Source organism: Burkholderiaceae bacterium, from assembly GCA_024235995.1.
GTDB lineage: Bacteria > Pseudomonadota > Gammaproteobacteria > Burkholderiales > Burkholderiaceae_C > Ottowia.
In genome coordinates, this window is sequence record JACKLI010000001.1 from 1786977 (window position 1) to 1812152 (window position 25176).

At 70.7% G+C, this 25176-nt stretch carries 18 protein-coding genes and 1 pseudogene; 10 read left to right on the top strand and 9 right to left on the bottom strand.

The genetic code is table 11. The features are described from left to right. Positions 1–21 precede the first annotated feature (21 nt). The gene (rho, locus tag H6927_08630) at positions 22–1287 is read right to left on the bottom strand and encodes a transcription termination factor Rho (protein ID MCP5218164.1); all 1266 of its coding nucleotides are present in this window, start codon (positions 1285–1287) and stop codon (positions 22–24) included. 254 nt (positions 1288–1541) lie between these two features. After that, complete coding sequence (trxA, locus tag H6927_08635) at positions 1542–1874, bottom strand: thioredoxin TrxA (GenBank protein MCP5218165.1); 333 nt, start codon at positions 1872–1874, stop codon at positions 1542–1544. 86 nt (positions 1875–1960) lie between these two features. Between trxA and H6927_08640 the strand changes: the two genes are divergently transcribed. The 5 genes and pseudogenes from H6927_08640 (at position 1961) to H6927_08660 (ending at position 11768) form a co-directional block, all read left to right on the top strand. Next, the gene (locus H6927_08640; GenBank protein MCP5218166.1) at positions 1961–4468 is read left to right on the top strand and encodes a PD-(D/E)XK nuclease family protein; all 2508 of its coding nucleotides are present in this window, start codon (positions 1961–1963) and stop codon (positions 4466–4468) included. Then, the gene (locus H6927_08645; protein ID MCP5218167.1) at positions 4465–7755 is read left to right on the top strand and encodes a UvrD-helicase domain-containing protein; all 3291 of its coding nucleotides are present in this window, start codon (positions 4465–4467) and stop codon (positions 7753–7755) included. Before H6927_08640 ends, H6927_08645 begins: the two co-directional genes overlap by 4 nt. A 158-nt stretch (positions 7756–7913) precedes the next feature. Continuing rightward, positions 7914–9137: pseudogene (locus tag H6927_08650) on the top strand (diaminopropionate ammonia-lyase). 17 nt (positions 9138–9154) lie between these two features. Then, positions 9155–10327 (top strand): amidohydrolase, encoded by a 1173-nt coding sequence (locus H6927_08655; GenBank protein MCP5218168.1) that lies wholly within the window; start codon positions 9155–9157, stop codon positions 10325–10327. Between the two features lie 52 nt (positions 10328–10379). Then, positions 10380–11768: a TIGR03862 family flavoprotein gene (locus H6927_08660; GenBank protein MCP5218169.1), complete on the top strand. Its 1389-nt coding sequence runs from the start codon at positions 10380–10382 to the stop codon at positions 11766–11768. Between the two features lie 99 nt (positions 11769–11867). On the opposite strand, the gene H6927_08665 is transcribed toward H6927_08660, so the two are convergent. The 5 genes from H6927_08665 to H6927_08685 all read right to left on the bottom strand — a co-directional run bounded on the left by H6927_08665 (position 11868) and on the right by H6927_08685 (position 17994). Further along, positions 11868–12485 carry an NAD(P)-binding domain-containing protein gene (locus tag H6927_08665; protein ID MCP5218170.1) on the bottom strand — a complete coding sequence of 206 codons (618 nt, stop codon included), beginning with the start codon at positions 12483–12485 and terminating at the stop codon, positions 11868–11870. 5 nt (positions 12486–12490) lie between these two features. Next, positions 12491–13768 carry an FAD-dependent monooxygenase gene (locus H6927_08670; GenBank protein ID MCP5218171.1) on the bottom strand — a complete coding sequence of 426 codons (1278 nt, stop codon included), beginning with the start codon at positions 13766–13768 and terminating at the stop codon, positions 12491–12493. A 317-nt stretch (positions 13769–14085) separates the two neighbouring features. Beyond that, positions 14086–15558 (bottom strand): NAD-dependent succinate-semialdehyde dehydrogenase, encoded by a 1473-nt coding sequence (locus tag H6927_08675; GenBank protein ID MCP5218172.1) that lies wholly within the window; start codon positions 15556–15558, stop codon positions 14086–14088. 146 nt (positions 15559–15704) lie between these two features. Then, positions 15705–16874 carry an ABC transporter substrate-binding protein gene (locus H6927_08680; protein ID MCP5218173.1) on the bottom strand — a complete coding sequence of 390 codons (1170 nt, stop codon included), beginning with the start codon at positions 16872–16874 and terminating at the stop codon, positions 15705–15707. 178 nt (positions 16875–17052) lie between these two features. Then, complete coding sequence (locus tag H6927_08685) at positions 17053–17994, bottom strand: LysR family transcriptional regulator (protein MCP5218174.1); 942 nt, start codon at positions 17992–17994, stop codon at positions 17053–17055. A gap of 296 nt (positions 17995–18290) precedes the next feature. On the opposite strand from H6927_08685, the gene H6927_08690 reads away from it, so the two are divergent. Then, a complete protein-coding gene (locus H6927_08690) occupies positions 18291–19046 on the top strand; it encodes a class II aldolase/adducin family protein (GenBank protein MCP5218175.1) in 756 nt (251 codons plus the stop codon). Between the two features lie 21 nt (positions 19047–19067). Here the strand turns inward: H6927_08690 and cls are convergent, their stop codons facing one another. Both cls and H6927_08700 read right to left on the bottom strand, forming a co-directional pair. Then, complete coding sequence (gene cls, locus H6927_08695; GenBank protein MCP5218176.1) at positions 19068–20519, bottom strand: cardiolipin synthase; 1452 nt, start codon at positions 20517–20519, stop codon at positions 19068–19070. A 5-nt stretch (positions 20520–20524) separates the two neighbouring features. Continuing rightward, entirely contained in the window at positions 20525–20887 is a 363-nt protein-coding gene (locus tag H6927_08700) for an ArsC family reductase (protein MCP5218177.1), read from the bottom strand. 15 nt (positions 20888–20902) lie between these two features. Here H6927_08700 and folC point away from each other — a divergent pair, with 15 nt between their 5' ends. The 4 genes from folC to purF are packed head-to-tail and all read left to right on the top strand — an operon-like array spanning position 20903 to position 25164. Continuing rightward, positions 20903–22243 (top strand): bifunctional tetrahydrofolate synthase/dihydrofolate synthase, encoded by a 1341-nt coding sequence (gene folC / locus H6927_08705; protein ID MCP5218178.1) that lies wholly within the window; start codon positions 20903–20905, stop codon positions 22241–22243. A 16-nt stretch (positions 22244–22259) separates the two neighbouring features. Beyond that, entirely contained in the window at positions 22260–23132 is an 873-nt protein-coding gene (locus tag H6927_08710) for an SPOR domain-containing protein (GenBank protein MCP5218179.1), read from the top strand. Between the two features lie 28 nt (positions 23133–23160). Beyond that, positions 23161–23649, top strand: coding sequence for a CvpA family protein (locus tag H6927_08715; protein ID MCP5218180.1), 489 nt, complete (start codon positions 23161–23163; stop codon positions 23647–23649). A 36-nt stretch (positions 23650–23685) separates the two neighbouring features. Beyond that, on the top strand, positions 23686–25164 hold the full coding sequence (gene purF / locus H6927_08720; GenBank protein MCP5218181.1) for an amidophosphoribosyltransferase: 1479 nt from the start codon (positions 23686–23688) through the stop codon (positions 25162–25164). Positions 25165–25176: the final 12 nt, after the last annotated feature.

Here is a 25176-nt window from a genome sequence, read left to right on the forward strand (position 1 = left end):
GTCATTGCGTCATGGTGGGTGTCAGCCGCCGCGGCGCATCATGTCGAAGAACTCGACGTTGGTCTTGGTCGCCTTCATGCTCTTGATGACCATCTCCATCGCCTCGATCTCGTCCATGTTGTACATGAACTGGCGCAGGATGCGGGTCTTTTGCAGCACCTCGGGCGCCAGCAGCAATTCTTCGCGGCGGGTGCCCGAGCGGTTGAGCTGGATGCTGGGGAACACGCGCTTTTCGTACAGGCGCCGGTCCAGGTGGATCTCGCTGTTGCCGGTGCCCTTGAACTCCTCGAAGATCACCTCGTCCATGCGGCTGCCGGTGTCGATCAGCGCGGTGGCGATGATGGTCAGGCTGCCGCCTTCCTCGACGTTGCGCGCCGCGCCCAGAAAGCGCTTGGGCCGCTGCAGGGCGTTGGAGTCCACGCCGCCGGTCAGCACCTTGCCGCTGGAGGGCACCACGTTGTTGTAGGCGCGCGCCAAGCGGGTGATGGAGTCCAGCAGGATCACCACGTCCTTCTTCAGCTCGACCAGGCGCTTGGCGCGCTCGATCACCATCTCGGCCACGTGCACGTGGCGCGCGGCCGGCTCGTCGAAGGTGGAGGCGATCACCTCGGCCTTGACCGAGCGCTGCATGTCGGTCACTTCCTCGGGCCGCTCGTCGATCAGCAGCACCATCATGTGGATGTCGGGGTGGTTGGCGCTGATGGCGTGGGCGATGGTCTGCATCATCACCGTCTTGCCGCTCTTGGGCGGCGCCACGATCAGCGCGCGCTGGCCCTTGCCGATGGGGGCGATGACGTCGATGATGCGGCCGGTGATGTTCTCCTCGCCCTTGAAGCCGTCGCGCTCCAGGCGCATCTGCTCGCGCGGAAACAGCGGGGTGAGGTTCTCGAACATCACCTTGTGCTTGTTCTTCTCGGGCGCGTCGCCGTTGACCGCGTCCAGCTTGTTCAGCGCGAAGTAGCGCTCGCCGTCCTTGGGCGTGCGCACCTCGCCCTCGATCATGTCGCCGGTGTGCAGGTTGAAGCGGCGCACCTGGCTGGGGCTGATGTAGATGTCGTCGGTGCTGGCGGTGTAGCTGGTGTCGGGGCTGCGCAGAAAGCCGAAGCCGTCGGGCAGGATCTCCAGCACGCCGTCGGCGATCACCTGCTCGCCGGCGCGGGCGCGCTTCTTGATCAGGGCGAACATCAGCTCCTGCTTGCGCATGCGGCTGGCGTTGTCGATTTCCAGCGCCTCGGCCTGCTTGAGCAGCTCGGAGACGTGCAGCACTTTGAGTTCGTTCAGATGCATGGGAAAAGTGGTCGGTGCGGGTGGGCGCGCAGGTGGTCCGAGCCAGGCCGCGCGATGACGGAGAAGAGAAAGCAGATGGATTGGGAGGAGGCGGGCAAGGCCCGCGTGGGGCATTGCTGCAGGTGCACCTGGGTTGCAAGGCACCGGCCGGCGCTTACCTGAACGCCGGTCTCAAGAGCAGATTATGGCAGGAAAACAAAACGCCGCGCGAAGGGCGCGGCGCTGGGTGTTGCGCGGTGGAGACTGCGCGTCGTTCAGGCCAGTTGCTGGTCGATGAACTGCGCCAGCTGCGCCTTGGACAGCGCGCCCACCTTGGTGGCGGCCAGCTGGCCGTTCTTGAACACCATCAGCGTCGGGATGCCGCGGATGCCGTACTTGGCCGGGATGTTCTGGTTGTCGTCGACGTTGACCTTGGCGATGGTCAGCTTGCCGTCGTAGGTGCCGGCCAGCTCGTCCAGCGAGGGCGCGATGGCCTTGCAGGGGCCGCACCATTCGGCCCAGAAATCCACCAGCACGGGCTGCTCGGACTTGAGCACGTCGGCTTCGAAAGAGGTGTCACTCACGTGTTTGATCAGTTCACTGGCCATGAGGCAATCCTTGAGAAAAGTGGGCGCCGGCGCTGCGGCTACAGTGCGGATCATTGTGACAGAAACCCGCATTCACTGACGCGCCGATGGTTGCCCCCAGCGTGAACCTTCAGGCGCCGGCCCCCTCCGGCTGGACCGATCTGCTGGCGCGCATCGACGCCAGCCTGCGCGAGCAGGCCGCGCATCCGGCGCGCAGCGTGGTGCTGCTGCCGTATGCGCAATTGGCGCCGCTGGCGGCCCGGCTGTGGGCGGCGCAGTTCCCGGACGGCTTTGCGCCGCGCTTCGAAAGCACGCGCACCTGGGCCGCGCGCGTGAGCGCGTTCAGTCCCGCGCCCACCGACCTGAGCGGCGAGCACGGGCGCGACTGGCTCACCGCCGCCGGCCTGCTGGAGGCCGCCGGCCTGGGCGCCCAGCGCCAGGCGCTGGCCGGCCTGCTGCTGGAGTGGGCCGCGCCGCTGGCGCCCGTGGCCGCCAGCCTGCCGCCCGCCTTGCGCCCCGACTGGGCTCAGCAGGCGCGCGCCGCGCTGCCCCCGCTGGGCGATGGCCCGATGGCGCTGGAGGCCGCGCTGGGCCGCATCGCCCTGGCCTGGGCCGGCAGCTCGGACTACGCCACCGACGTGCTGTTCGGCCCGCGCGTGGGCCAGGCGCTGGACGCGCTCGTCATCGTGCCCGGCCTGCAGCCCGACCTGCTGACCGCCCACCTGGCCGAGCATTACGCCGACAAGGTCAGCTGGCTGCCCCTGCTGGCCGAGCCACCTGGCGGCGCCCCCGCGCTGCACGTGTGCGCCGACGGCGAGGACGAGGCCGAGCGTGCCGCCGCCTGCGTGCTGGCGCACCTGGCGCAGGGCCGCGCGCCGGTGGCGCTGGTGGCCGGCGACCGCGTGCTCACGCGCCGCATCAGCGCGCTGCTGGCGTCGCGCGGCGTGCCGCTGCGCGACGAGACGGGCTGGATGCTGTCCACCACCCACGCCGCCGCGCAGGTGGTGGCGCTGCTGCACGCGGCGGCGCGCGGCGCGTCGACCGACGCGGTGCTGGACTGGCTCAAGCTGGCGCCCGACGTGGACGCCGCCGCCCTGCGCGCGCTCGAGCGCCAGCTGCGCCAGGACGGCGTGCGCGACTGGCTTGAGGCTGCCGCGCGCACCGCCGGCCAGCCGCTCACCGCCCGCGTCGAGGCGCTGCGCGCCGCGCTGCAGGCGCCTCGCCCGCTGCCCGACTGGCTGGCGGCCCTGCGCGAAGCGCTCACCGCCTGCGGCGCCTGGCAGCCGCTGCTGGACGATGCCGCCGGCGCCGCCGTGGCCGAGGCGCTCAGCCTGGCGCCCGGCGCCGACACCGACTGGCTGGCCTGGCCCGCGGCCCGGCGCCGCCTGGGCCTGCGCGAGTTCACGCGCTGGGTCGGCGAGACGCTGGAGGCCGCCAGCTTTCGCCCCCCGCATGCGCCCGGTGCGCCGGTGGTCGTGCTGCCCCTCAGCCAGCTGCTCGGCCGCCCCTGGGCCGCCCTGGTGCTGCCCGGCGCCGACGAGCAGCGCCTGCCCGCCGCGCCCGAGCCGCCCGGCCCCTGGACCGCCGCGCAGCGCCAGGCGTTGCACCTGCCGCTGCGCGAGCAGCTGGCCGCCGCGCAGGCCGCGGCCTGGCGCGTGGCGCTGGCCGTGCCGCGGCTCGACGTGCTGTGGCGCACCAGCGACGACAGCGGCGAGCCGCTGCTGCCCTCGCCCTGGGTGCAGGCGCTGCAGCTGCAGGGGCAGGGCCGTCCCGCCGCCGACCCGCGCACCCGCCGCGTGCTGGCCGCCAGGCCCGTGCCGGTGCCCGCGCCCAGCGGCGCGGCGCTGCCCGCGCAGCCGCTGTCGGCCAGCAGCTACGAGATGCTGCGCGCCTGCCCGTACCGCTTCTTTGCCCTGCGCCAGCTCGGCCTGGCCGAGGAGGGCGAGCTGGAAGCCGAGGTCGACAAGCGCGACTTCGGCATCTGGCTGCACCAGGTGCTGCACCGCTTTCACCAGGCCCTGCAGGCCGATCCGGCCGCCGCGCGCCCGGCCTTGCTGGACGCCGCGGCCGAGCAGGCCACCCACGCGCTGGGCCTGCAGGGCGGGGCGTTCTTGCCCTTCGCCGTGGCCTGGCCGTCGGTGCGCGACGGCTATCTGGACTGGCTGGCCGGGCACGAGGCCGCCACCGGCGCCGTGTTCGAGCAGGGGGAGCAGCGCGTGCGCCGCCAGGTGGGTGGGGTGGCGCTGCACGGCACCCTCGACCGCGTCGACCGCCTGCCGGACGGCGCGCCGCTGGTGATCGACTACAAGACCGAGAGCGCCGCGCGCACCCAGGCGCGCCTGAAGGCCGGCAGCGAGGACACGCAACTGCCCTTCTACGCCCTGCTGGCCGGCCACGACGCGCCGCAGGCCGCCTACCTGAACGTGGGCGAGCGCGAACCCGCCAAGTTGTACGCGCCCAGGCAACTGCTGGAGCACGCCGCCGCGCTGCACCAGGGCATCGAGGACGACCTGGCCCGCATCGCCGCCGGCCACCCGCTGCGCCCGCTGGGCGAGGGCAGCGTGTGCGACTGGTGCGCCGCGCGCGGCCTGTGCCGAAAAGACTTTTGGTCATGACCCAACCCGCCTACGAGCACAACGGCGCGCCCTGCACGCGCGAGCGCTTCTACGCCATCGCCTGCGACCCGCGCCGCCACGTGGCGGTGGAGGCCTGCGCCGGCGCGGGCAAGACCTGGATGCTGGTCTCGCGCATCCTGCGCGCGCTGCTGGAGGGCAGCGCGCCGCAGGAGATCCTGGCCATCACCTTCACGCGCAAGGCCGCGGGCGAGATGCGCCAGCGCCTGCAGCAGTGGCTGGCCGACTTTGCCCGCCCGCGCGCGGCCGAGACGCCCGGGCAGTGGGCCGAGCGCCTGCAGGGCGAGCTGCTTGCAAGGGGAATCGAGCTGCAGCCCGGGTCGGACAAGCGCGAGCAGCTACAAAACTTGTATCAAACGCTGCTGCTCCAGGCGCGCACGGTGCAGATCCGCACCTTCCACAGCTGGTTCGCGGCCCTGCTGCGCAGCGCGCCGCTGCAGGTGCTGGCCGAGCTGGGCCTGCCCGCCCGCTACGAGCTGCTGGAGGACACCGCCGACGCCGTGGCCGAGGCCTGGCGCGGCCTGCTCGACGCCATCGACGCCGACGCCGGCCTGCGCGCCGACTACGCCGCCCTGGTGGCCGCGCTGGGCCGCGCCCGCGCGCACGAGGCGCTGGAGGGCGCGCTGGCGCGGCGCGTGGAGTTTGCGCTGGCCGACGGCGCGGGCCACGTCGACGAGGCGGTGGCGCCGTTCGACGCCGTTTATCCGCGCCTGGCCGGGGTCGATCACCCGACCGACTGGCTGCTGCTGCGCCAGGGCGGGCGCGAGCTGCTGGCCGCCGCCGCGCGCGCCCTGGCGCCGCTGGCACCCACCTTTGTCGCCAAGGGCGCCGAGCTGGCCGCCGCCGTGCCGGCCCGCGACTGGGACGGCGTGGTGGCCGCGCTGTTCACGCAAAAGGGCGAGCCTCGCGCCTTCGGCAAGTCGCGCCCGGCCGAGGTGACGGCGGCGCAGGACGAGGTGCAGGCCATCGTCGCCGCCTGCCGGCAGCACGAGGCCCGGGCCCACCACCAGCGCATGGCGCGCCTGACGCGCGCCTTCATCGACGCCTTGGCGCGCCTCAAGCGCGAGCGCGGCTGGGTCGACCTGGCCGACGTCGAACGCGCTGCGCTCACCCTGCTGTCGGACGAATTCCTCAGCGGCTACGTGCAGCAGCGCCTGGACGCGCGCGTGCGCTATCTGCTGATCGACGAGTTCCAGGACACCAACCCGCTGCAGTGGCAGGCGCTGCACGCCTGGCTGGCGGGCTACGCCGGCGCCGGCGGCGGCGGGCTGGACGCGCCCAGCGTCTTCATCGTGGGCGACCCCAAGCAGAGCATCTACCGCTTTCGCGGCGCCGACCCGCGCGTGTTCGGCGCCGCGCAGCGCTTCATCGCCCAGGGCCTGGGCGGCGAGCTGCTGGCCTGCGACCACACGCGCCGCAACGCGCCCGCCGTGCTGCAGGCCGTCAACGCCGTCATGGGCGCGGCGCAGGCGGCGGGCCAGTTCGACGGCTACCGCGCGCACAGCACCGAGTCCACCGACGGGCAGGGCCAGCTCGCCACGCTGCCCCTCATCCCGCGCCCTGAGCGCGCCGACGACCCCGACGACGACCCGCTGGCCTGGCGCGACAGCCTGGCCACCCCGCGCGTCGAGCCCGAGGAGCACCAGCGCACGCTGGAGGCGCGCCAGGCCGCGCGCTGGATCGCCGCGCAGGTGGCGGCCGGCACGCCCACGCGCCAGATCATGGTGCTGTGCCGCAAGCGCCAGCCGCTGGGCGAGCTGCAGGCCGAGCTGCGCCACCTGGGCATCGCCTGCGAGCAGCCCGAGGCGCAGAACCTGGGCGATCTGCCCGTCGCGCAGGACGTGCTGGCGCTGGTCGACGCGCTGGTCTCGCCGGGGCACGATTTGTCGCTGGCGCGCGCGCTCAAGTCGCCCCTGTTCGGCCTGCCCGACGAGGACCTGGCGCGCATCGCCCTGGCCGCGCGCGCCTCCCCCGCCGTGGGCGACGCGCGCCCGGCCTGGCTCGACGTGCTACCGAATACGGAGCTGACCGCGCTTGACGAGTGCCGGCTGCACGCCGATTTGATGCAATACCAGCGCTGGCTGGCCACGCTGCCCCCGCACGACGCGCTGCAGGCCATCTACCAGCATGGCGACGTGCTGGCCCGCTTTGCCGCCGCCGCGCCCGTGCCCGAGCGCACGCACACCCTGGCGCAACTGCGCGCGCTGCTGGCTGGCGCGCTGCAGGTGGGTGGCGGGCGCTACCTCACCGCCTACCAGTGGGTGCGCGCCTTGCGCCGCCAGCGCCTGCCCGCGCCGCGCCACGCGCAACCCGATAGCGTGCAGCTGCTCACCGTGCACGGCGCCAAGGGCCTGGAGGCCGACTGCGTGCTGCTGCTGGGCACCGACGCCGGCGCCGACAGCAACCGATCCGGCCCCGGCGTGCTGATCGACTGGCCCGGCGACGCCCCCGTGCCCGCGCGCCTGGCCTTTGTCGCCAACGACCGCCAGCCCCCGCCCAGCCTGCAGGCCCTGGCCGCGCAGGAAGACGCCGCCCAGGCGCGCGAAGAGCTCAACGCCCTGTACGTCGCCATGACGCGCGCGCGCCAGCGCCTGGTGGCCAGCGGCGTGGTGCCGCACCGCGTGCCCGCGTCCAGCTGGTGGCAGCGCCTGGAGCCCGTGGCCACCCCGCTGCCCGCGCCCGACGCGCCCGCGGCCGCCACCGCGCCGTCAAGCGGGTTTGACATGCTCGAAGTGCCAAGCGCCGGCATCCAGCAAGCGCTGGCAGCTATCCAATCAGAAGCAACGGACGAGCCCGAACGCAGCGCCCCCACCGACGCCTCGCGCATCGGCGAGGCCATGCACTGGCTGCTGGAGCACGCCGGCGACACGCCCGATGGCTGGCGTGCCGAGCGCGCCACCCAGGCCCAGCGCCGCTTTGCCCTGGCGCCCGAGCAGGCCCGCCACGCGGCGGCCATGGCGCGCCGCATCGTCACCGGCGAGGCCGCCTGGGCCTGGTCCGCCAGCGAGGTGCTGGAGGCTTTCGACGAAGTCGAACTCGTGCACCAGGGCCAGCGCCTGCGCATCGACCGCCTGGTGCGCCGCCGCGCCGGCGCCCACGGCCCCGAGGCCTGGTGGGTGCTGGACTACAAGAGCGCCGCCCACCCCGAGCGCAACGAGGCCCTGCAAGCCCAGCTGGCCCGCTACCGCGCCGCCGTCGAGCGCCTGCACCCGGGGCAGGCAGTGCGGGTGGCGTTCCTGAGTGGGGAAGGGAGGGTGGTGGACGCCTGAACCGTGGATGGGTTGTTTGTCGCCATTTGGGTGCCCATGATGAAATTCATCGTCAACCTCCAAAGGCCAAATCCCATGGCAGCCATGGTTCTCAAGCAGGGGCGTCGTGCCGCAGTTGGCGCCCTACCATGGCGGCAACGACGTTTCGGGAGCGCCCCATGCTGATCCGCAACCCGCGCGCCATCCGCGCGCCATACCCCGCCGAGCTGCGCTCGATCCTGAGCATCGAGCGCGCGCAGGAAAGCCGGCGCTGGCTGGCCGCCTGGCCGCAGATCGCCCCCGCCGCCACGCCGCTGCACGACTTGCCCGGGCTGGCGCGGCAGCTGGGCGTGGCGCGCATCGGCCTGAAGGATGAGTCCGTGCGCTCGCCGCTGGGCAGCTTCAAGGCGCTGGGCGCGCCGGTGGCGCTGGTGCGCGAGCTGCTGCGCCGGCACCCGGGTTTCGAGCCCGCGGGCGTGCTGGCGGGCCGCCATGCCGCGCAGCTGCAAGGCCACACCGTGATCAGCGCCACCGACGGCAACCATGGCCGCGCGCTGGCCGCCGCGGCGCGCTCGGCCGGCTGCCGCTGCGTGATCGTGCTGCACGCCCACGTCAGCCAGGAGCGCGAGGACGCCATTGCCGCGCACGGCGCGCGGATCGTGCGCATCGCTGGCAACTACGACGACTCGGTGGCCGAGGCCGCCCACCTGGCCCGCACCGAGGGCTGGCAGGTGGTGTCCGACACGTCGTACGAAGGCTACGAGGACATTCCGCGCGACGTGATGCAGGGCTACGCCGTCATCGCCGCCGAAGTGGTGGAGCAGACCCGTGCCCGCGTGGGCGAGGCGGGCGCCTTCACCCACGTCTTCCTGCAGGGCGGCGTGGGCGGCATGGCGGCCGGGCTGCTGAGTTTTTGGTGGGAGTTCCACGGCGCGCGGCGCCCGCACGTCATCGTGGTCGAGCCGGCGCAGGCCGACTGCCTGCTGCAAAGCGCGCTGCAGGGGCGCCCCGCGCGGGCCACGGGCTCGGTCGATTCGGTGATGGCGGGGCTGGCCTGTGGCGAGACCTCGCCGCTGGCCTAGCGCTTTTTGCAGCCGGGGGTGGATCACTTTCAGACCGTGGAGGACGCGCAGGCGGTGCAGGCCATGCGCACGCTGGCGCAGGGCCAGGATGGCGACATGCCCGTGGTGGCCGGTGAATCCGGCGTGGCCGGCCTGGCCGCGCTGCAGGCGCTGCGCGCCCATGCGGCGCAGTGGGCCGAGCTTGGGCTGGGCCCCGACGCGCGTGTGCTGCTGATCGGCACCGAAGGCGCCACCGCGCCGCAGGTGTATGCCCGGTGCGTGGGCGAGGGCGCCGCGCAGGTGCTGCAACGGCAGGCGCAGTGGCTGGCGCGTTCGTCTTGACCCGAAGGAGAGCCGACATGTACGCCGAAACCGAACTGGGCACCCAACTCGTGCGCTGGCGCCGGCACCTGCACCAGCACCCCGAGACCGGCTTCAACGAGCACCGCACGGCCGACTACGTGGCCGCGGCGCTGGAGTCGATGGGCCTGCAGGTGCACCGCGGCATCGGCGGCACCGGCCTGGTGGCCAGCCTGCGCGCGGGCACGGGCGCCGGCGTGATCGGCCTGCGCGCCGACATGGACGCGCTGGCCATGACCGAGCAGGCGCCGGGGCGCGCGCACCTCTCGCAAAACGCCGGCTGCTTTCATGGCTGCGGGCACGACGGCCACATGGCCATGGTGCTGGGCGCGGCGCGCCTGCTGGGCGAGCGCCGCAACTTCAGCGGCACGGTGCGCTTCATCTTCCAGCCGGCCGAGGAACACGGCCGCGGCGCGCAGGCCATGATCGACGATGGCCTGTTCGAGCGCTTTCCGGTCGATGAAATCTACGGCGCGCACAACATGCCCGGCATCGCCGCCGGCACCATCGCCACCCGCACGGGCGCGCTGATGGCCAGCGAGGACAACTTCGTCATCCGCATCCGCGGGCGCGGCGGTCACGCTTCGCGTCCGGCCCTCACCATCGACCCGCTGGTGGTGGGCGCCGAGATCGTGCTGGCGCTGCAGACCATCGTGGCGCGCGCGGTGGAGGCCACCGACGCGGCGGTGGTCTCGTGCACCGAGTTCATCACCGACGGCATTCGCAACGCCATTCCGTCCAACGTGACGATCAAGGGCGACACGCGCAGCTTCACGCCCGAAGTCCAGAAATTGCTGGAGCGCCGCATGCGCGAGGTCTGCGCCGGCATCGCCGCGGCCTATGGCGCGGCCTGCGAGGTGGCGTACACGCATGAGTTCGCGCCCACCGTCAACTGGGACGCGCCGGTGGCCGCCGCCCTGCATGCCGCGCGGGCGGTGGTGGGGCCCGAGCGGGTGGCCGCCGACACGCCGCCGCTGCTGGCGTCGGAGGACTTCGGCGCCTTCCTGCGCCAGGTGCCGGGGGCGTTCGTGTTCATCGGCAACGGCCTGGCCGGGGGCGAGGGCGGGCTGCCGCTGCACAACGCGGGCTACGACTTCAACGACGCCATCCTGCCCGTGGGGGCGCGCTTTTTTGCCGAGCTGGCGAGCCAGCGCCTGCCGCTCGATCCGTAGCGCCGGCGCGCCGTCCGCGACAATCGGCGCTTCCCTTCTGCGCCCTGGTCCGATGTCCCACGCACCTGCTGATTCCATCGCCGTCATCGGCGCCGGCCCCGCCGGCCTGATGGCCGCCGAGGTGCTGGCGCGCGCCGGCGTGGCGGTGGCGGTGTTCGACGCCATGCCCTCGGTCGGGCGCAAGTTCCTGCTGGCCGGGCGCGGTGGGCTGAACCTGACGCACTCCGAGCCGCTGGCGCCCTTCATCGGCCGCTTTCGGCAGGGCGACGGCGAGCCGGGCGCCGCCGACGCGGTGGCCGGCTGGCTGCGCGACTTCGGGCCCGACGCCGTGCGCGCCTGGGCGGCGGAGCTGGGGGTGCAGACCTTCGTGGGCACGTCCGGGCGCGTGTTCCCGACCGAGATGAAGGCCGCGCCTCTGCTGCGCGCCTGGCTGCAGCGCCTGCGCATGCCGCAGGTGCCGGGCGCCGTGCCGGTGCGCTTTTTCATGCGGAACCGCTGGGTGGGTTGGGTGCCGGATGCTCATGATTCAATAGCTTACCCGGATTGTTCGACGCGGGCTGCAGGTGTTTTTTGCTTTGAAACACCCGATGGCGCCATGACCCTGCGCCCGCGCGCCGCCGTGCTGGCGCTGGGCGGCGCCAGCTGGCCGCGCCTGGGTTCGGATGGCGCCTGGGCGCCCTGGCTCGCGCAGGCGGGGGTCGAGCTGGCGCCGCTGGTGCCGGCCAACTGCGGCTTCGACGTGGCGCCGCGCGGCGGGCCGGTGGGCGGTGCGGCGCCGGAGGCGGGCGATGGTGTCGGCTGGTCGCCGTACCTGGCCGAGCGCTTTGCCGGCCAGCCGCTGAAGAACGTGGTGCTGTCGTTTGTCGACAGCCAGGGCCGGCGTTTCGAGCGGCGCGGCGAGTTCGTGCTGACCGCCACCGGCATCGAGGGCAGCCTGGTCTACGCCGCCAGCAGCCTGCTGCGGGGCGAGATCGCGCGCCACGGCCAGGCCACGCTGCACCTGAACCTGCTGCCCGCGCGCACGCCGGCGCAGGTGCTGGCCGAGGTGGCGCACCCGCGCGGCAGCCGCAGCCTGTCCTCGCACCTGAAAAGCCGGCTGGGCCTGGGCGGCGTGCACATGGCGCTGCTGCACGAGCGGCTGACGCCCGATGAACTGAAGGACCCGCGGGCTGTGGCGCAGGCCATCGGCGCGCTGCCCATCACCTTGCGCGCGCCGCGGCCGGTGGCCGAGGCCATCAGCACGGCGGGTGGCGTGCGGCTGGACGCCGTGACGCAGGACCTGGAGCTGCGCAGCCGCCCCGGTGTGTTTTGCGCGGGCGAGATGCTGGACTGGGAGGCACCCACCGGGGGCTACCTGCTCACCGCCGCCCTGGCCAGCGGGGTGCGCGCGGGGCAGGGGGTGTTGCGGCGGCTGGCGCGGCAGGGGGCCGCCCCAGGGTGAATGGCGCCCGAACGCGCGTACCCGCACGATCCGGACGAGGCCTTGCGCGTTGCGGTATGCCCGCTCATGGATGCGTGCGGCCTTTGTCCGGCCATGCAATCAAGGCAGCAGGGTGAAGCCCGACTCAAAGCGCGTCTTTCCGGACGACGCCAACACCATCTGCAAGAACCCGATCGCCTCAAGCTGCCTCGAACGCTGCAAAGGCCCGGCGTCGACGGCACGAAGTCCTGCCGCCTTCAGAAGATCGGCGAGCGCGATCTTCCCCTCCGCATGGTCTCCGGCGAACAGAACCGTCGTCGTCGTCGTGCCATTCGTGCGGGTGATGAGCGTGTCGGCGAGATTGGCGTTGAACGCCTTCAGGACGCCGACGTCCTGGGGCAGCTGCTTGGCGAGTTCAAGTGCCGTGGAGGAATGGCGCAGAGCCTCTGGCTGCTCATACGTTGTGAAATCAATGGGGTTGCTGATGTCGATCACGACTTTGCCGCCCAGTCGGTTTCGATAGTGTCCCAATAGGCTTGAATAGGCTCCGTAGGGAATGGCGAAAACCACCAGATCCCCGGTCAGGTCGTCGCCGAGAACCGAATACGTGGCATTCGGGTGGTCCTTGCTGGGCGTGGCACTGCGATTGACGATTTGGACGTGGGCGCCGGCAAGTTCCGCGATGTTCGCGATCGCCGAACCCATCTTGCCTCTTCCAATAATGCTGATCGACGTCATATGAATCAAACCCTCTTGAATCGTTGCAGTGTGTTCTCCGCCACTTTCAGCGCGTCGTAGTCAAAAACCACCGCTCTGCGAAAATCGCGTCCCGAAGTGATGTCGGTGTTTCGTTTTTTGGTGTCGGTGAATTGCAGTTGCGAGTCGAACATTGATCCGGCTCTGCGCGAACCCACCTGCAGGATCACCGCCCGCTGCATGCGCGCAGCGGTGTAGCGCCTGAAGGCCTCGGGAATGTCGCTGACGCTGTCGGCTTCGTTGAGAAAGTAGGCAAGAGTGATGCAGTCCTCGAACGCCTGGTTCACCCCCTGGCCCTGGTGCGGGATCATGCTGTGCGCCGCGTCACCCAGCAGAGTGATGGGGCCGCGTGACCAATTGGTGAGAGGATCGATGTCGAACAAACCCCACCAGAAGGTTTCCTTGATCGCCGAAAGAAACTGCCAAACCCTCGGGTCCCATTTCTGGCGACCGAATTCCGCATGCACTTCGGCCACGTCCGCAGGGCCGGACCAGGGGCCCTTGAGCGGCCGGTCGCTGGGCACGCAAGCGACGTAGTTGTACAGCTTGTGCTGCTGCAACGGATAGGTCATCAGGTGCCGGTCGTTGCCCATCCAGGTCTGGCTGACCCTTTTCCAGTCCTTGGGGAGATCGGCGGCATCGATCACCCCCCGATAGGCCATGTATCCGGAGTAAACGAAATTCGTGGGCTGCCCCACGGCCTTGCGCACCACCGAGCGAATCCCGTCCGCGCCGATGACCGCGTCGAAGTCTTCCTGCTTGCCGTTTTCGAAGTGGACGCGCACGCCGGAATCCAGCATTTCGACCGACTTGGCCCGATGGTGAAGCCGAATCGCCTCGGGATCCACCGCTTGGGCCAGAATATCGATCATGTCGGGCCGATACATACCGATGTTCCGGTAGCGCCCCGAGGTGTCTTCCCAGGCTGCGTCGGTGATCACATGGCCCATGGCATCCAGGTAAACACCGTGTCCGTCCGGAATCGCGCCAGCGCGCTGCATCGGTTCGAGCAAGCCCAGCTTGTCGAGCACCCGGCAGGCATTGGGTGCGATCGTCACCCCGGCACCCACCTCGTCGTGCTTGTTGGACTGCTCGAATACGGTGGCTTGAACCCCCGCGATCTTCTTCAGTGCAATCGCTGCAGACAGGCCGCCCAGCCCTCCACCAATGATCGCAATCTTTGCCGCCTTGCTTACCATTCGATTCCCTTTGCTGATTGATGCGCCATCTGCACCTGCGGTTCGTTCGCTGTTCCGCACGAACACGAAATCACCTGCTCTTGCCGCGGTGTCCCCGTCAGAAGGTCAGAAACGATGTGTGCAGTCTAGAAAGATGACTGCGCGCGATCAATCGGATACGGGCGGACAGACTATCCAATATTCCGGATAATCTTCATTCGCAGCGGCTGCAAACAAAGCACAAAAGCCGGGGTCCGGCGCGATCGGGTTGACCTCGCGCGCCCTGTGTTCATGGGGGCCTTCAGGGGCGACGACCGATTCGTCGAGTCGGTTTTCCAGCCCGTCTGGCTTCAGCTTCGATGGCGGCGGCGGTACCGGGAGGCTGCCGCCTGGGCGCTCTGGGCTTACTTCTGCACATCCCCCGTGCACAGGTACTTCATCTCCAGGTACTCGGCCATGCCATGGCTGGAGCCCTCGCGGCCCAGGCCGGACTGCTTGACGCCGCCGAAGGGCACGTGCTCGGTGGAGATTAGGCCGGTGTTGATGCCGACCATGCCGTACTCCAGCGCCTCGCTCACGCGGGTGATGCGGCCGATGTCGCGGGCGTAGAAGTAGCTGGCCAGGCCGAAGATGGTGGCGTTGGCGGCGTCGATGGCTTCCTGCTCGGTCTTGAAGCGGAACACCGGCGCCAGCGGGCCGAAGGTTTCCTCGCGCGCCACCAGCATCTGCGCCGTGGCGCCCGAGATCACCGTGGGTTCGTAGAACTGGCCCTTCAGGCGCTTGCCGCCGGTGACGACCTGGCCGCCCTTCTTGACGGCGTCCTTGATGTGCCTGTCCACCTTGCTCAAGGCCGCCGGCTCGATCAGCGGGCCTACGCTCACGCCCTCGTCGAAGCCATTGCCCACCTTCATGCCCTTGACCTTGGCCGCCAGCTTCTTGACGAAGGCGTCGTACACGCCGTCTTGCACGTACAGGCGGTTGGCGCACACGCAGGTCTGGCCGGCGTTGCGGTACTTGCTGGCCAGCGCGCCTTCGACGGCCGAGTCCAGGTCGGCGTCGTCGAACACGATGAAGGGCGCGTTGCCGCCCAGCTCCAGCGCCAGCTTTTTCACCGTCGGCGCGCACTGCGCGGCCAGGATGCGGCCCACCTCGGTGGAGCCGGTGAAGGACAGGTGGCGCACCACCTCGCTCTCGCACAGCACCTGGCCGATCGCCGGCGCGTCCATGCCGGTGACGACGTTGATCACGCCTGCCGGCAGGCCCGCGCGCTGCGCCAACTCGGCGGCGGCCAGGGCCGTCAGCGGCGTCAGCTCGGCCGGCTTGATGACCACGGTGCAGCCGGCGGCCAGCGCGGGCGCCACCTTGCGCGTGATCATGGCCAGCGGAAAGTTCCAGGGCGTGATGGCCGCGCATACGCCGATGGGCTGCTGGATGACGGTCAGGCGCTTGTTGTTGTCGAAGGTCGGCAGGGTCTGGCCGTTGACGCGCTTGGCCTCCTCGGCAAACCACTCGACAAAGCTGGCGCCATACGCCACCTCGCCCTTGGCCTCGGGCAGGGGCTTGCCCTGCTCGGCCGTCATCAGGCGGGCCAGGTCGTCCTGGTTCTCCATCAACAGATGAAACCACTTCATCAGCAAGGCGTGGCGCTGCTTGGCGGTCAGGCCGCGCCAGGCCGGCCAGGCCGCGTTGGCGGCCGTCACGGCGGCCTTGGTCTCCCTGGCACCCAGGTCGGCCACGTCGGCCAGCTTGCGGCCGGTGGCCGGGTCCAGCACGTCGAAGCGCGCGCTGCCCTTGACCCACTTGCCGTTGATCAGGCCGTCGGTCTTGAGCAGGCTGGGGTCCTTGAGTTGGGCCAGGGGAGAGGCAAGGCGGTCCATGCGGTGGGTCTCGATCCAATGAAAAACGTCAAGGGCCTGGGATGCCCACTTGACGGTCGGGGCGGCAAAAACCCGCTCGCAAGCGGGTCGGAAGGCAAGCGGTACCGCGGCGCGTGACGCCACGGCACTGTCGGATCAGTGTAGTCCTATTTCTCCAGCTGCCAGTCGCCATCGACGATCTTGACCAGCACCACGCCCAGCTCGTTCAGGCCGTTGTGGTTGTCGGGAGCCATGGTGTAAATGCCGCCGGCGGCGGGCACGGCCCTCAGGCCTTCCAGCGCGTCGCGCAGCGCCTTGCGGAAGGCGGCGGTGTCGCTCGGCGTGGCTTGTTTGAGCGCCACCGGCACGGCATGCTCGAACAGGATGCCCGAGTCCCAGGCGTTGGCGCCAAACTGCGTGATCGACTTCTTGCCGTGTACGCCCTCGTAGGTGTTGGCAAAGCGCATGGCCGACTGCTTGATGGGGCTGTCGTCCGGCAACTGGCGCGCCACCATGCCGGGCGCGACGGCCACCACGGTGCCATTGCAGTCGGCGCCGCAGATGCGCAGGAAGTCGGGGTTGCCCACGCCGCCGCTCTGGTAGAGCGTGCCGGTGTAGCCGATCTGCTTGAATGAGCGCTCGGGCAGCGCCGCGGCCGTGCCCGAGGCGCCGATCATCACCGCGTCGGGCTTGGCGGCCTTGATGTGCAGGGTCTGGCCCGTGACCGAGGTGGCCGAGCGGCTGTAGCGCTCGTTGGCCACCACCTCGATGCCGGCGGCCTTGGCGGCATCGGCAAAGTTGGCCGCCCAGTCCTCGCCGAAGGCGTCGTCAAAGCCGATGTAGGCGGCCGTCTTCACGCCCTTCTTCTTCATGTGCTGCACCACGGCGCCGGCCATCAGCGAGGTGGTGGGGGCGGTGTTGAAGACCCACTTGCGCTTTTCGTCGACCGGAAAGACGATGCTGCGGCCGGCGGCGATCGAGATTTCGGGCACGCCCGCGTCGGCCACCACGTCGCGCATGGCCAGCGAGCTGGGCGTGGTGGTGGCGCCGATGACCAGGTGCACCCCGTCCTCGGACACCAGCTTGCGGGTGGCCTTGACGGCGCCCGTGGGGTCGGAGGCGTCGTCGAGAATGGTGTACTCGATCTTCTGGCCCGCGATGTCCTTGGGGAACAGCTCGACGGTCTTGCGCTCGGGAATGCCCAGCGAGGAGGCGGGGCCGGTGGTGGACAGCACGACCCCCACCTTGATCTGGGCTTGCGCAGACAGGGCAGCCGTTGCGCTCACCAGCAGCGCCAGGACGGGGCGTGAAAGCTTCCAGGGGTTGAATGCCGGCATTGGGCTTGTCTCCGTTCGTGATGGGAAAAAGAACCATCACCCGCAGTGATGGCCCAGTCGTGAACCGTAAAGCCCGATGGGAGATTGATAAAGCTCAAAACGGCGAACAGATTGTTCGAGGCGCCGAACAATGGCCGAGCATCGGGTCAAGGCCGGGCTGGTGGCCGGCGCCCGGGGTTCAGGCCGGCGACGTGCCTTTGTCGTGGTGAAACTGCCAGCCCATGTCCTCGCGCGTCAGGCGGGCGTGGCCGGCCAGGCTGTCCAGAAAATGCCGCACCTTCTCGGGCTGCAGTTTTTTGCCGGGCAGCAGGGCGTACACGCGCAGCGGCTCGCAGGTGTAGCCCGCAAAGCGCACGCGCGCGAGCGTGCCGCTGGCCACGGCCGCGGCGCAAAAGCTGGCCGTGATGCGCGTGATGCCCAGCCCGCGCATGGCCGCCTGCATGCGGATGTCGGCGTTGGCGCTGATGACCCGCGGCGCGTCGATGGCGAGGTGGTGGTCGATGCCGTCGCTGTCGACAAAGGACCAGCCGGCGTCGGCCGAGCTGGCGATCAGCGGCCAGTGGCGCAGCTCGTCGGGCCGCTGCGGCAGACCCTGCTCGTGCACCAGCGACGGGGCGGCAAACAGATCGCGCTCCAGCGAGAACATGCGCCGGATCACCACGCTGGAGGAGGGCAACTGGCTCTCCAGCATGGCAAAAACGATGTCGTAGGGCTCGGTCAGCGGGTTGATCGGGCGGTTCTCGACGTCGATCTGCACCTGCAGCTTGGGGTGACGCAGCATCAGCTCGCAGGCCACGGGTGCCAGGTGGTGCGCGCCGAACTCGTAGGGCGAGGCGATGCGCAGCGTGCCCGTCACCTCGCGGCCCGAGCCCAGGACCTCGGCGCAGGCGTCGTGCAGGCCCGAGAACAGCGGCGCCGTGCGCCGAAACAAAATCTCGCCCGCCTCGGTCACACGCACGCTGCGGGTGGTGCGCTCCAGCAGGCGCGTGTCCAGCTCCTGCTCCAGCCGCTGCACCGCGCTGCTGATGCTGGACTTGGGGTGGCTCAGAAAGTTGGCGGCCGCCGAGAAGCCGCCGTGCTCGACCACGTGACAGAAGATCTCGCAGTCGTTCCAGTTCATGGCGGCGATTATCCAGAAATCGGAACAAGATGTTTGCCAAAAGCCGGTTGATCGCCGCGCCACTCGTTCCTAGACTGCAGCCATCCGCAAAGTCCAGGCAAGAAGACCCACGAGATGGCCACGAATGACGCCTGCGATGTTGTCATCAAGGACTGCGGATACGCCGCAGCCTGGGGCCACCCACAAGAGCATGACGATTGGGGTCTCGCGCGCCCGGTCGGCCGAGCTGGTGCTTGATTCGTAGAAGGAGAGTGATCTTGAGTCCAACCCCTGTGCAAGCCGATCTGCTGACGGAGATGGAGGCGCAGCGCCCCGCCGACATGGCGCTCGCCGAGTGGCGCCTGCGCCTGGAGCTGGCGGCCTGCTACCGCGTGTTCGACGCCATGGGCTGGACCGAGCTGATCTTCAACCACATCACGCTGCGCGTGCCCGGCACGCCCGACACCTTCCTGATCAACCCCTTCGGCCTGAACTATTCGGAGGTCACGGCGCGCAACCTGGTGCGCATCCATCTGGACGGCACGCCGGCCGAGCCCACGGCGTATCCGGTCAACCGCGCCGGCTTCGTGATCCACAGCGCGGTGCACGGCGCGCGCCCCGATGCGCATTGCGTCATGCACATCCACACCACGGCCGGTATCGCGGTGGCGTGCAAGCAGGCCGGGCTGGGCCATGACGATTTTTACGGCGCCGAGCTGTTCGGCGACGTGGCCTACCACGACTTCGAAGGCATCACCGTGCACGACGGCGAGGGCCCGCGCCTGGTCGCCAGCCTGGGCGACAAACGCATCATGATCCTGCGCAACCACGGCCTGCTGGGCACGGGCTGCAACGTGTTCAACGCCTTCCGCTGGATGTGGACGCTGCAGCGCGCGTGCGAGGTGCAAGTGGCGGCCGACAGTTTGAACGGGGCGAATATTCCTCTGTCCAATCCGGTCCGGCAAGCCTGCGCGCGCGATGCGGCCGCCTTCGAGCCGCGCGACCAGCTCGAGCGCATGCTGTTCTGGAGCGTGCTGCGCAAGGCCGGTTTCGACCCGCGCTCGCTGCTGTGATGCCCGGCCCGCCCTGACGGGCTACAGCAAGGGCGAGCCCAGCCGCGCCAGGGCCTCGAAGAGCTGCTGGTGCACCGGCGCGTGGCGGTTGCGCGGCACCAGGCGGCAATTGGACAGGTCGGCCTCGAACATGCCGGCCAGCTGCTGGTTGAGCGCGCGGTCGTACAGCACCGCCGCCACCTCGAAGTTCAGGCGAAAGCTGCGGTTGTCGAAGTTGGCGCTGCCCACCATGCTGTAGAGCGAATCCATCACCAGGGTCTTGGGGTGGAACATGCGTCCGCGGTACTCGAACACCAGCACGCCGGCGTTCTGCAGCTCCTGGTAGTACGAGCGCGCGGCGGCGGTGACGATGCGCGAGTCGCTGCGCTCGGGCACGATCAGCTTGACCTGCACGCCGCGCAGCGCGGCATTGGTCAGCGCGGTGATGGCCGGCTCGGTGGGCACGAAGTAGGGCGTGGACAGCCACACGCGCTCGCGCGCCAGGTTCAGCGCGTCGATGGCGGCGCGGTGAATCGCCTCGCCGTCGCTGTCGGGGCCCGAGGCGACGATCTGCACCGGCACCTGCCCCGGCGGCTCGCCCGTCGGCAGCACGTGGCCGTCGTGGTGCAGCTGGTGGCCGCTGGCGTAGTACCAGTCCTGCAAAAACACGTACTGCAGCCAGCGCACCGCGGCGCCGCGCAGCAGCAGGTGGGTGTCGCGGTAGGCGTCGTCGGGGCGCACGCGCTCGTTCTCGGCGTCGGTCACGTTGATGCCGCCCAGCAGGCCCACGCGCCCGTCGATCACCGCGATCTTGCGGTGCGTGCGCAGGTTGACCAGCGGGCGCAGGCGGTCCAGCCGCGCGCGGTGGAACACGGCCACCTGGCCACCGGCCTGGCGCAGCGCGTCCAGCAGCGCGGCGTGGCGGCGCGCCAGCAGGCGCGAGGAGCCGATGGCGTCCACCAGCAGCCGCACGGCAATGCCGGCGCTGGCGCGCTCGGTGAGCGCCTGCAGCACGGCGCGGCCGGTCTGGTCGGGCTCGAAGATGTAGTACTCGAGGTGGATGTGGCTGCGCGCCTGGGCCATCTCGCGCAGCAGGGCGTCCAGCGTAGCGCCGCCGCTGGCCAGCAGCTCCACCCCGTGCGCGCTGCAGATCGGCAGGCCGCAGCCGGCCTCGATCAGTCGCGCGTGCTGCACCGCCCACAGCGGCGGCTCGGGCCGGTCGGCGCGCAGCGTGCGCAGGTCCTGCTGCGACATCAGCGCCGCCTGGGTGTGCCAGCGCTTGAGGCGCTGGCGCGTGACGCGCTGCGGGCCGAAGTAGGCGTACACCAGCAGGCCCAGCACCGGCAGCAGGTTGAGCACGATGATCCACGCCAGCGTGGACACCGGCGAGCGGCGCTGCCAGATGATCCAGGTGGTCAGGATGATGCTGGAGATCGACCAGGCCCAGGCCAGCCAATAAGTCCAGGGGTGGCCGGCAAAGGCAAGGCCGGACATCGTCGTCAGCCGATGCGCGCCGACCAGTCGTCCGGCGCAAAGCCGACCGTGATGGCGCCGCCGCCCCACTCGATCACGGGCCGGCGGATGGCGCTGGGCTGCGCCTGCAGCAGCGCGGCGGCACTCATTGCATCGGTGATGGCCGCCTGCGTGGCCGCGTCGAGCTTGCGCCAGGTGGTGCCCTGGCGGTTCAGCAGGCGCTCCCAGCCGACGGCGTCGATCCAGCGCCGCAGGTGCTCGGCCGGCACGCCGGCCTTCTTGAAGTCGTGAAAGCGCACCTCGACCTGATGCTCGGCCAGCCAGGCGCGCGCCTTCTTGACGGTGTCGCAGTTGGAAATGCCGTAGAGCGTGACGGATGCGCGGGTCATGCCGGCGATGATGCCATGGCCTTGGCGCTTGGCGCGACAATCGGCGCTCCCATGAAGACACTGAACGAATGGCTCGCCTACTGCGAGCGGCTGCACCCCACGGTCATCGAGCTGGGGCTGGATCGGGTGCGGGCGGTGGCCGAGCGCCTGGCGCTGCGCTTCGACTGCCCGGTCATCACCGTGGCCGGCACCAACGGCAAGGGCTCGACCTGCGCCATGCTGGAGGCCATCCTGCTGCAGGCGGGCTACCGCACCGGCGTCTACACCTCGCCGCACCTGGTGCACTTCGAGGAGCGCTGCCGCATCCGCGGCCAGGCCATCGCCGCGGCCGATCTGGTGGCCTGCCTGGAGCAGGTCGAGGCGGCGCGCGGGGACATCTCGCTGACCTACTTCGAGTTCACCACCCTGGCCATCCTGCAGGCCATGGCGCGCGCCGGGCTGGACGCGGTGATCCTGGAGGTCGGCCTGGGCGGGCGGCTGGATGCCGTCAACGTGATCGACACCGACTGCGCCATCATCACCAGCATCGACATCGACCACGCCGAGCTGCTGGGCGACACGCGCGAGAAGATCGGCTTCGAGAAGGCCGGCATCATGCGCGCCGGCAAGCCCGCCATCGTCAGCGACCCGGTGCCGCCCCAGAGCGTGCTCGATCACGCTGCCGCCATCGGGGCCGACCTGTGGCTGCTGGGGCGCGACTTCAACTACCAGGGCAACAACCCGCAGCAATGGGCCTGGGCCGGGCGCGGGCGGCGCTACAGCGGGCTGGGCTACCCGACGCTGCGCGGCGCCAACCAGCTGATCAACGCCTCGGGCGCGCTGGCCGCGCTGGACGCGCTGCGCGCCCGCCTGCCGGTGACCGCGCAGGCGGTGCGCAACGGCTTCGGCATGATGGACTTGCCTGGGCGCTTCCAGGTCGTTCCCGGCCATCCGGTGGTGATCCTGGACGTGGCGCACAACCCGCACGCGGTGGCCGCGCTGGCGCAAAGCCTGGACGCCATGGGCTCCTTCCTGATGACGCACGGCGTGTTCGGCGCCATGGCCGACAAGGACATTGCCGCCATCCTGCGCCACATGGACCCGCTGATCGACCGCTGGTACTTCACCGACCTGCCCACGCCGCGCGCCGCCTCGGCCCAGGCGCTGGAGGCCACCTGGCGCGCGGTCACGCAGCGTGCCGGGGCCGCGGCCGAGTGCTTCGCCACGCCCATGGCGGCCTTCAACGCGGCGGCGGCGCGCGTGCAGCCCACTGATAGAATCGTCTGCTTTGGATCGTTCTACACCGTCGGTGGCGTGCTGGAGCATGGCGTACCGCACCTCGAATCCGACGCGCCCTGGCAGCATGCCGATCGCTGACGGCTGACCCCGCACCATGGCATTTTTCAAGTTCCGCCAGCACAGCGCTGCCCCCGCCAAGAAGCCGCCGCGCAAGGCCGATGCGGCCAGCGCGCCGCCCGACTCGGTCGAGAACGTGCGCCGGCGCGCGCGCCATCGCCTGATCGGCGCGGTGGTGCTGGTGGTGGTGGCGGTCGTCGGCTTTCCGCTGCTGTTCGACACCGAGCCGCGCCCGGCGGCCATCAATGCCCCCATCACCATTCCCGATCGCGACAGCGCGCCAGCCCTGACGGCGCCCAAGCCGGTCGGCCAGGCCGCGGTGCCTGCCGCCGCCAGCCTGGGCGAGCACGAGGAGGTGGTGCCGCCCACATCCAGGCCAGCGGCGCAGGCCGCGGCCTCGCCGGCAGCCGAGACCACCGCCCCCACGCGCGCGGCGCAGGGCGACGCGGCCAAGCCCCCGGCCACGCCAGCGGCCCAGGCGGCGCGCGGCGACGATGCCAAGGCGCGCCGCGAGCAGGAGGCCCAGGCCCGCGCCAAGGCCCAGCTCGACGAGCAGCAGGCCAAGACCCAGCGCGAAGCCGACGCCAAGGCCCGCCGCGAGGCCGAGGCCGCGCGCGCCCGGGCGGCGCTGGAAGGCCGCGGCAGCGCCAAGCCGGCCACGGCCGCCAGCGCCACCGACGCCGGCCGCTACATCGTGCAGATCGGCGCCTTCGCCGAGGCCGACTCGGCCCAGCAGGCGCGCCGCAAGGCCGAGGGCGCGGGCCTGAAGACCTACACCCAGGTGGTCAGCACGGCCGACGGCAAGCGTACCCGCGTGCGCGTGGGCCCCTTCGCCAGCCGGGCCGAGGCCGAGAAGGCGGCCGCGGCGCTGAAGAAGGCGGGCTTGCCGGGCAGCATCCTCACGCTCTGATCATCGGATCGGACCCGCGGCCGCCCCCATGCACCCCACCGACTGGATCTGCCTGGCTGTCGTGCTGGGCTCCCTGCTGCTGGGGGCCTGGCGCGGGCTGCTGTACGAGGCCTTGTCGGTGGCGGGCTGGGTGGCGGCGTATGTCGTGGCGCGCTGGGCGGCCGAATGGGTCGGCCGGGCCTTGCCGATGGGCGAGGCGCCCGTCGAGTGGCGCTTTGCGGCGGGCTTCGTGCTGGTGTTCATCGTGGTGGCCTTTGCCGGCGGCATGCTGGCCTGGGCGGTGCGCGGCGCGGCGCGCGCGCTGGGCATGCGGCCGGTGGACCGGGTGCTGGGCGCCGTGTTCGGCGCGCTGCGCGGCGCGCTGCTGCTGCTGGTGCTGGCCATCGTGGTGCAGCTAACGGGGCAGGGCCAGGCGCCGTGGTGGCGCCAGTCGGTCAGCGGCGCGTGGCTGCAGGGCGTGCTGGGGCAACTGCGCCCGGTGCTGCCGGCGGCGCTCGGGCAGTATCTTTCGACGTGACAATCGGGCCTTCGGGCCTTTTTTCAGGACATCATCATGTGTGGCATCGTCGGCGTGGTTGGTCGGGCGCCGGTCAATCAGACTCTCTACGACGCCTTGCTGCTGCTGCAGCACCGCGGCCAGGATGCCGCCGGCATCGTGACGCAGCAGGGCGGCAAGTTCTTCATGCACAAGGCCAAGGGCATGGTGCGCGACGTCTTTCGCACGCGCAACATGCGCGCGCTGCCCGGCACCAGCGGCCTGGGCCAGGTGCGCTACCCCACCGCCGGCAACGCCGACAGCGAGCAGGAGGCGCAGCCCTTCTACACCAGCGCGCCCTTCGGTGTGGTGCTGGTGCACAACGGCAACCTGACCAACGCCCAGGCGCTGCGCCAGGAGCTGCTGGCCGATGACCACCGCCACATCAACACCGACAGCGACTCCGAGGTGCTGCTGGGCGTGCTGGCGCACGAGCTGCAGCAGGCCACGCGCGGCGGCGGCCAGCTCGGCCCCGAGCAGGCTTTTGCCGCGGTGGCGGCGGTGCACCGGCGCCTGCGCGGCTCGTATGCCGTGATCGCGCACATCGCCGGCTGCGGCATGCTGGTGTTTCGCGACCCCTTCGGCATCCGTCCGCTGTGCTTCGGACGCGGGGCCGGCGGTGGCGTCATGGCGGCCAGCGAATCGGTGGCGCTGGAGGGCACCGGCCACGTGCTGGAGCGCGACTTGGCGCCCGGCGAGGCGCTGTTCGTCACGCTCGACGCCGCGGTGCACGCGCGCCAGTGCGCCGATCAGCCCAGCCTGTCGCCCTGCATTTTCGAATACGTCTACCTGGCGCGGCCCGACTCGGTGCTGGACGGCATCTCGGTCTACCAGGCGCGCCTGAACCTGGGGCAGACGCTGGCCAAGCGCGTGGTCTCCACCGTGCCGCCGGACCAGATCGACGTGGTCATCCCGATCCCCGAATCCAGCCGCCCCAGCGCCAACGAGCTGGCGCGCATGCTGGGCAAGCCCTACCGCGAGGGCTTCGTCAAGAACCGCTACGTGGGCCGCACCTTCATCATGCCCGGCCAGGCGGTGCGCAAGCGCTCGGTGCGGCAAAAGCTCGGCCTGATCGCCAGCGAGTTTGCCGGCCGCAACGTGCTGCTGGTCGACGACTCCATCGTGCGCGGCACCACCAGCCAGGAGATCGTGCAGATGGCGCGCGACGCCGGCGCGCGCAAGGTCTACATGGCCAGCGCCGCGCCGCCGGTGCGCCACCCCAACGTCTACGGCATCGACATGCCCACGCGCGAGGAGCTGGTGGCGCACGGGCGCAGCATCGAGGAGGTGCGGAGAATCATCGGCGCCGACGCGCTGATCTACCAGGACGTGCAGGCCATGAAGCAGGCCATTGCCAGCGTCAACCCGCGCGTGACGCGCTTCGACGCCTCGTGCTTCGACGGCGTGTACGTCACCGGCGACATCTCCGAGGGCGACCTGGCGCGCCTGAACGCCGAGCGCCCGCGCGAGCTGGCCGTGCCCGACAGTGCCGATTGATGGATGAGTGGA

Bases quoted from the DNA above. Each gene is read 5' to 3' on its own strand.
- H6927_08655 (MCP5218168.1), top strand. From the start codon at position 9,155: ATGTACGCCGAAACCGAACTGGGCACCCAACTCGTGCGCTGGCGCCGG.
- purF (MCP5218181.1), top strand. From the start codon at position 23,686: ATGTGTGGCATCGTCGGCGTGGTTGGTCGGGCGCCGGTCAATCAGACT.
- folC (MCP5218178.1), top strand. From the start codon at position 20,903: ATGGCCTTGGCGCTTGGCGCGACAATCGGCGCTCCCATGAAGACACTG.
- H6927_08665 (MCP5218170.1), bottom strand. From the start codon at position 12,485: ATGACGTCGATCAGCATTATTGGAAGAGGCAAGATGGGTTCGGCGATC.
- H6927_08645 (MCP5218167.1), top strand. From the start codon at position 4,465: ATGACCCAACCCGCCTACGAGCACAACGGCGCGCCCTGCACGCGCGAG.
- H6927_08690 (MCP5218175.1), top strand. From the start codon at position 18,291: ATGGAGGCGCAGCGCCCCGCCGACATGGCGCTCGCCGAGTGGCGCCTG.
- H6927_08680 (MCP5218173.1), bottom strand. From the start codon at position 16,874: ATGCCGGCATTCAACCCCTGGAAGCTTTCACGCCCCGTCCTGGCGCTG.
- trxA (MCP5218165.1), bottom strand. From the start codon at position 1,874: ATGGCCAGTGAACTGATCAAACACGTGAGTGACACCTCTTTCGAAGCC.
- H6927_08715 (MCP5218180.1), top strand. From the start codon at position 23,161: ATGCACCCCACCGACTGGATCTGCCTGGCTGTCGTGCTGGGCTCCCTG.
- H6927_08710 (MCP5218179.1), top strand. From the start codon at position 22,260: ATGGCATTTTTCAAGTTCCGCCAGCACAGCGCTGCCCCCGCCAAGAAG.
- H6927_08685 (MCP5218174.1), bottom strand. From the start codon at position 17,994: ATGAACTGGAACGACTGCGAGATCTTCTGTCACGTGGTCGAGCACGGC.
- H6927_08700 (MCP5218177.1), bottom strand. From the start codon at position 20,887: ATGACCCGCGCATCCGTCACGCTCTACGGCATTTCCAACTGCGACACC.
- H6927_08675 (MCP5218172.1), bottom strand. From the start codon at position 15,558: ATGGACCGCCTTGCCTCTCCCCTGGCCCAACTCAAGGACCCCAGCCTG.
- H6927_08660 (MCP5218169.1), top strand. From the start codon at position 10,380: ATGTCCCACGCACCTGCTGATTCCATCGCCGTCATCGGCGCCGGCCCC.
- cls (MCP5218176.1), bottom strand. From the start codon at position 20,519: ATGTCCGGCCTTGCCTTTGCCGGCCACCCCTGGACTTATTGGCTGGCC.
- H6927_08640 (MCP5218166.1), top strand. From the start codon at position 1,961: ATGGTTGCCCCCAGCGTGAACCTTCAGGCGCCGGCCCCCTCCGGCTGG.
- rho (MCP5218164.1), bottom strand. From the start codon at position 1,287: ATGCATCTGAACGAACTCAAAGTGCTGCACGTCTCCGAGCTGCTCAAG.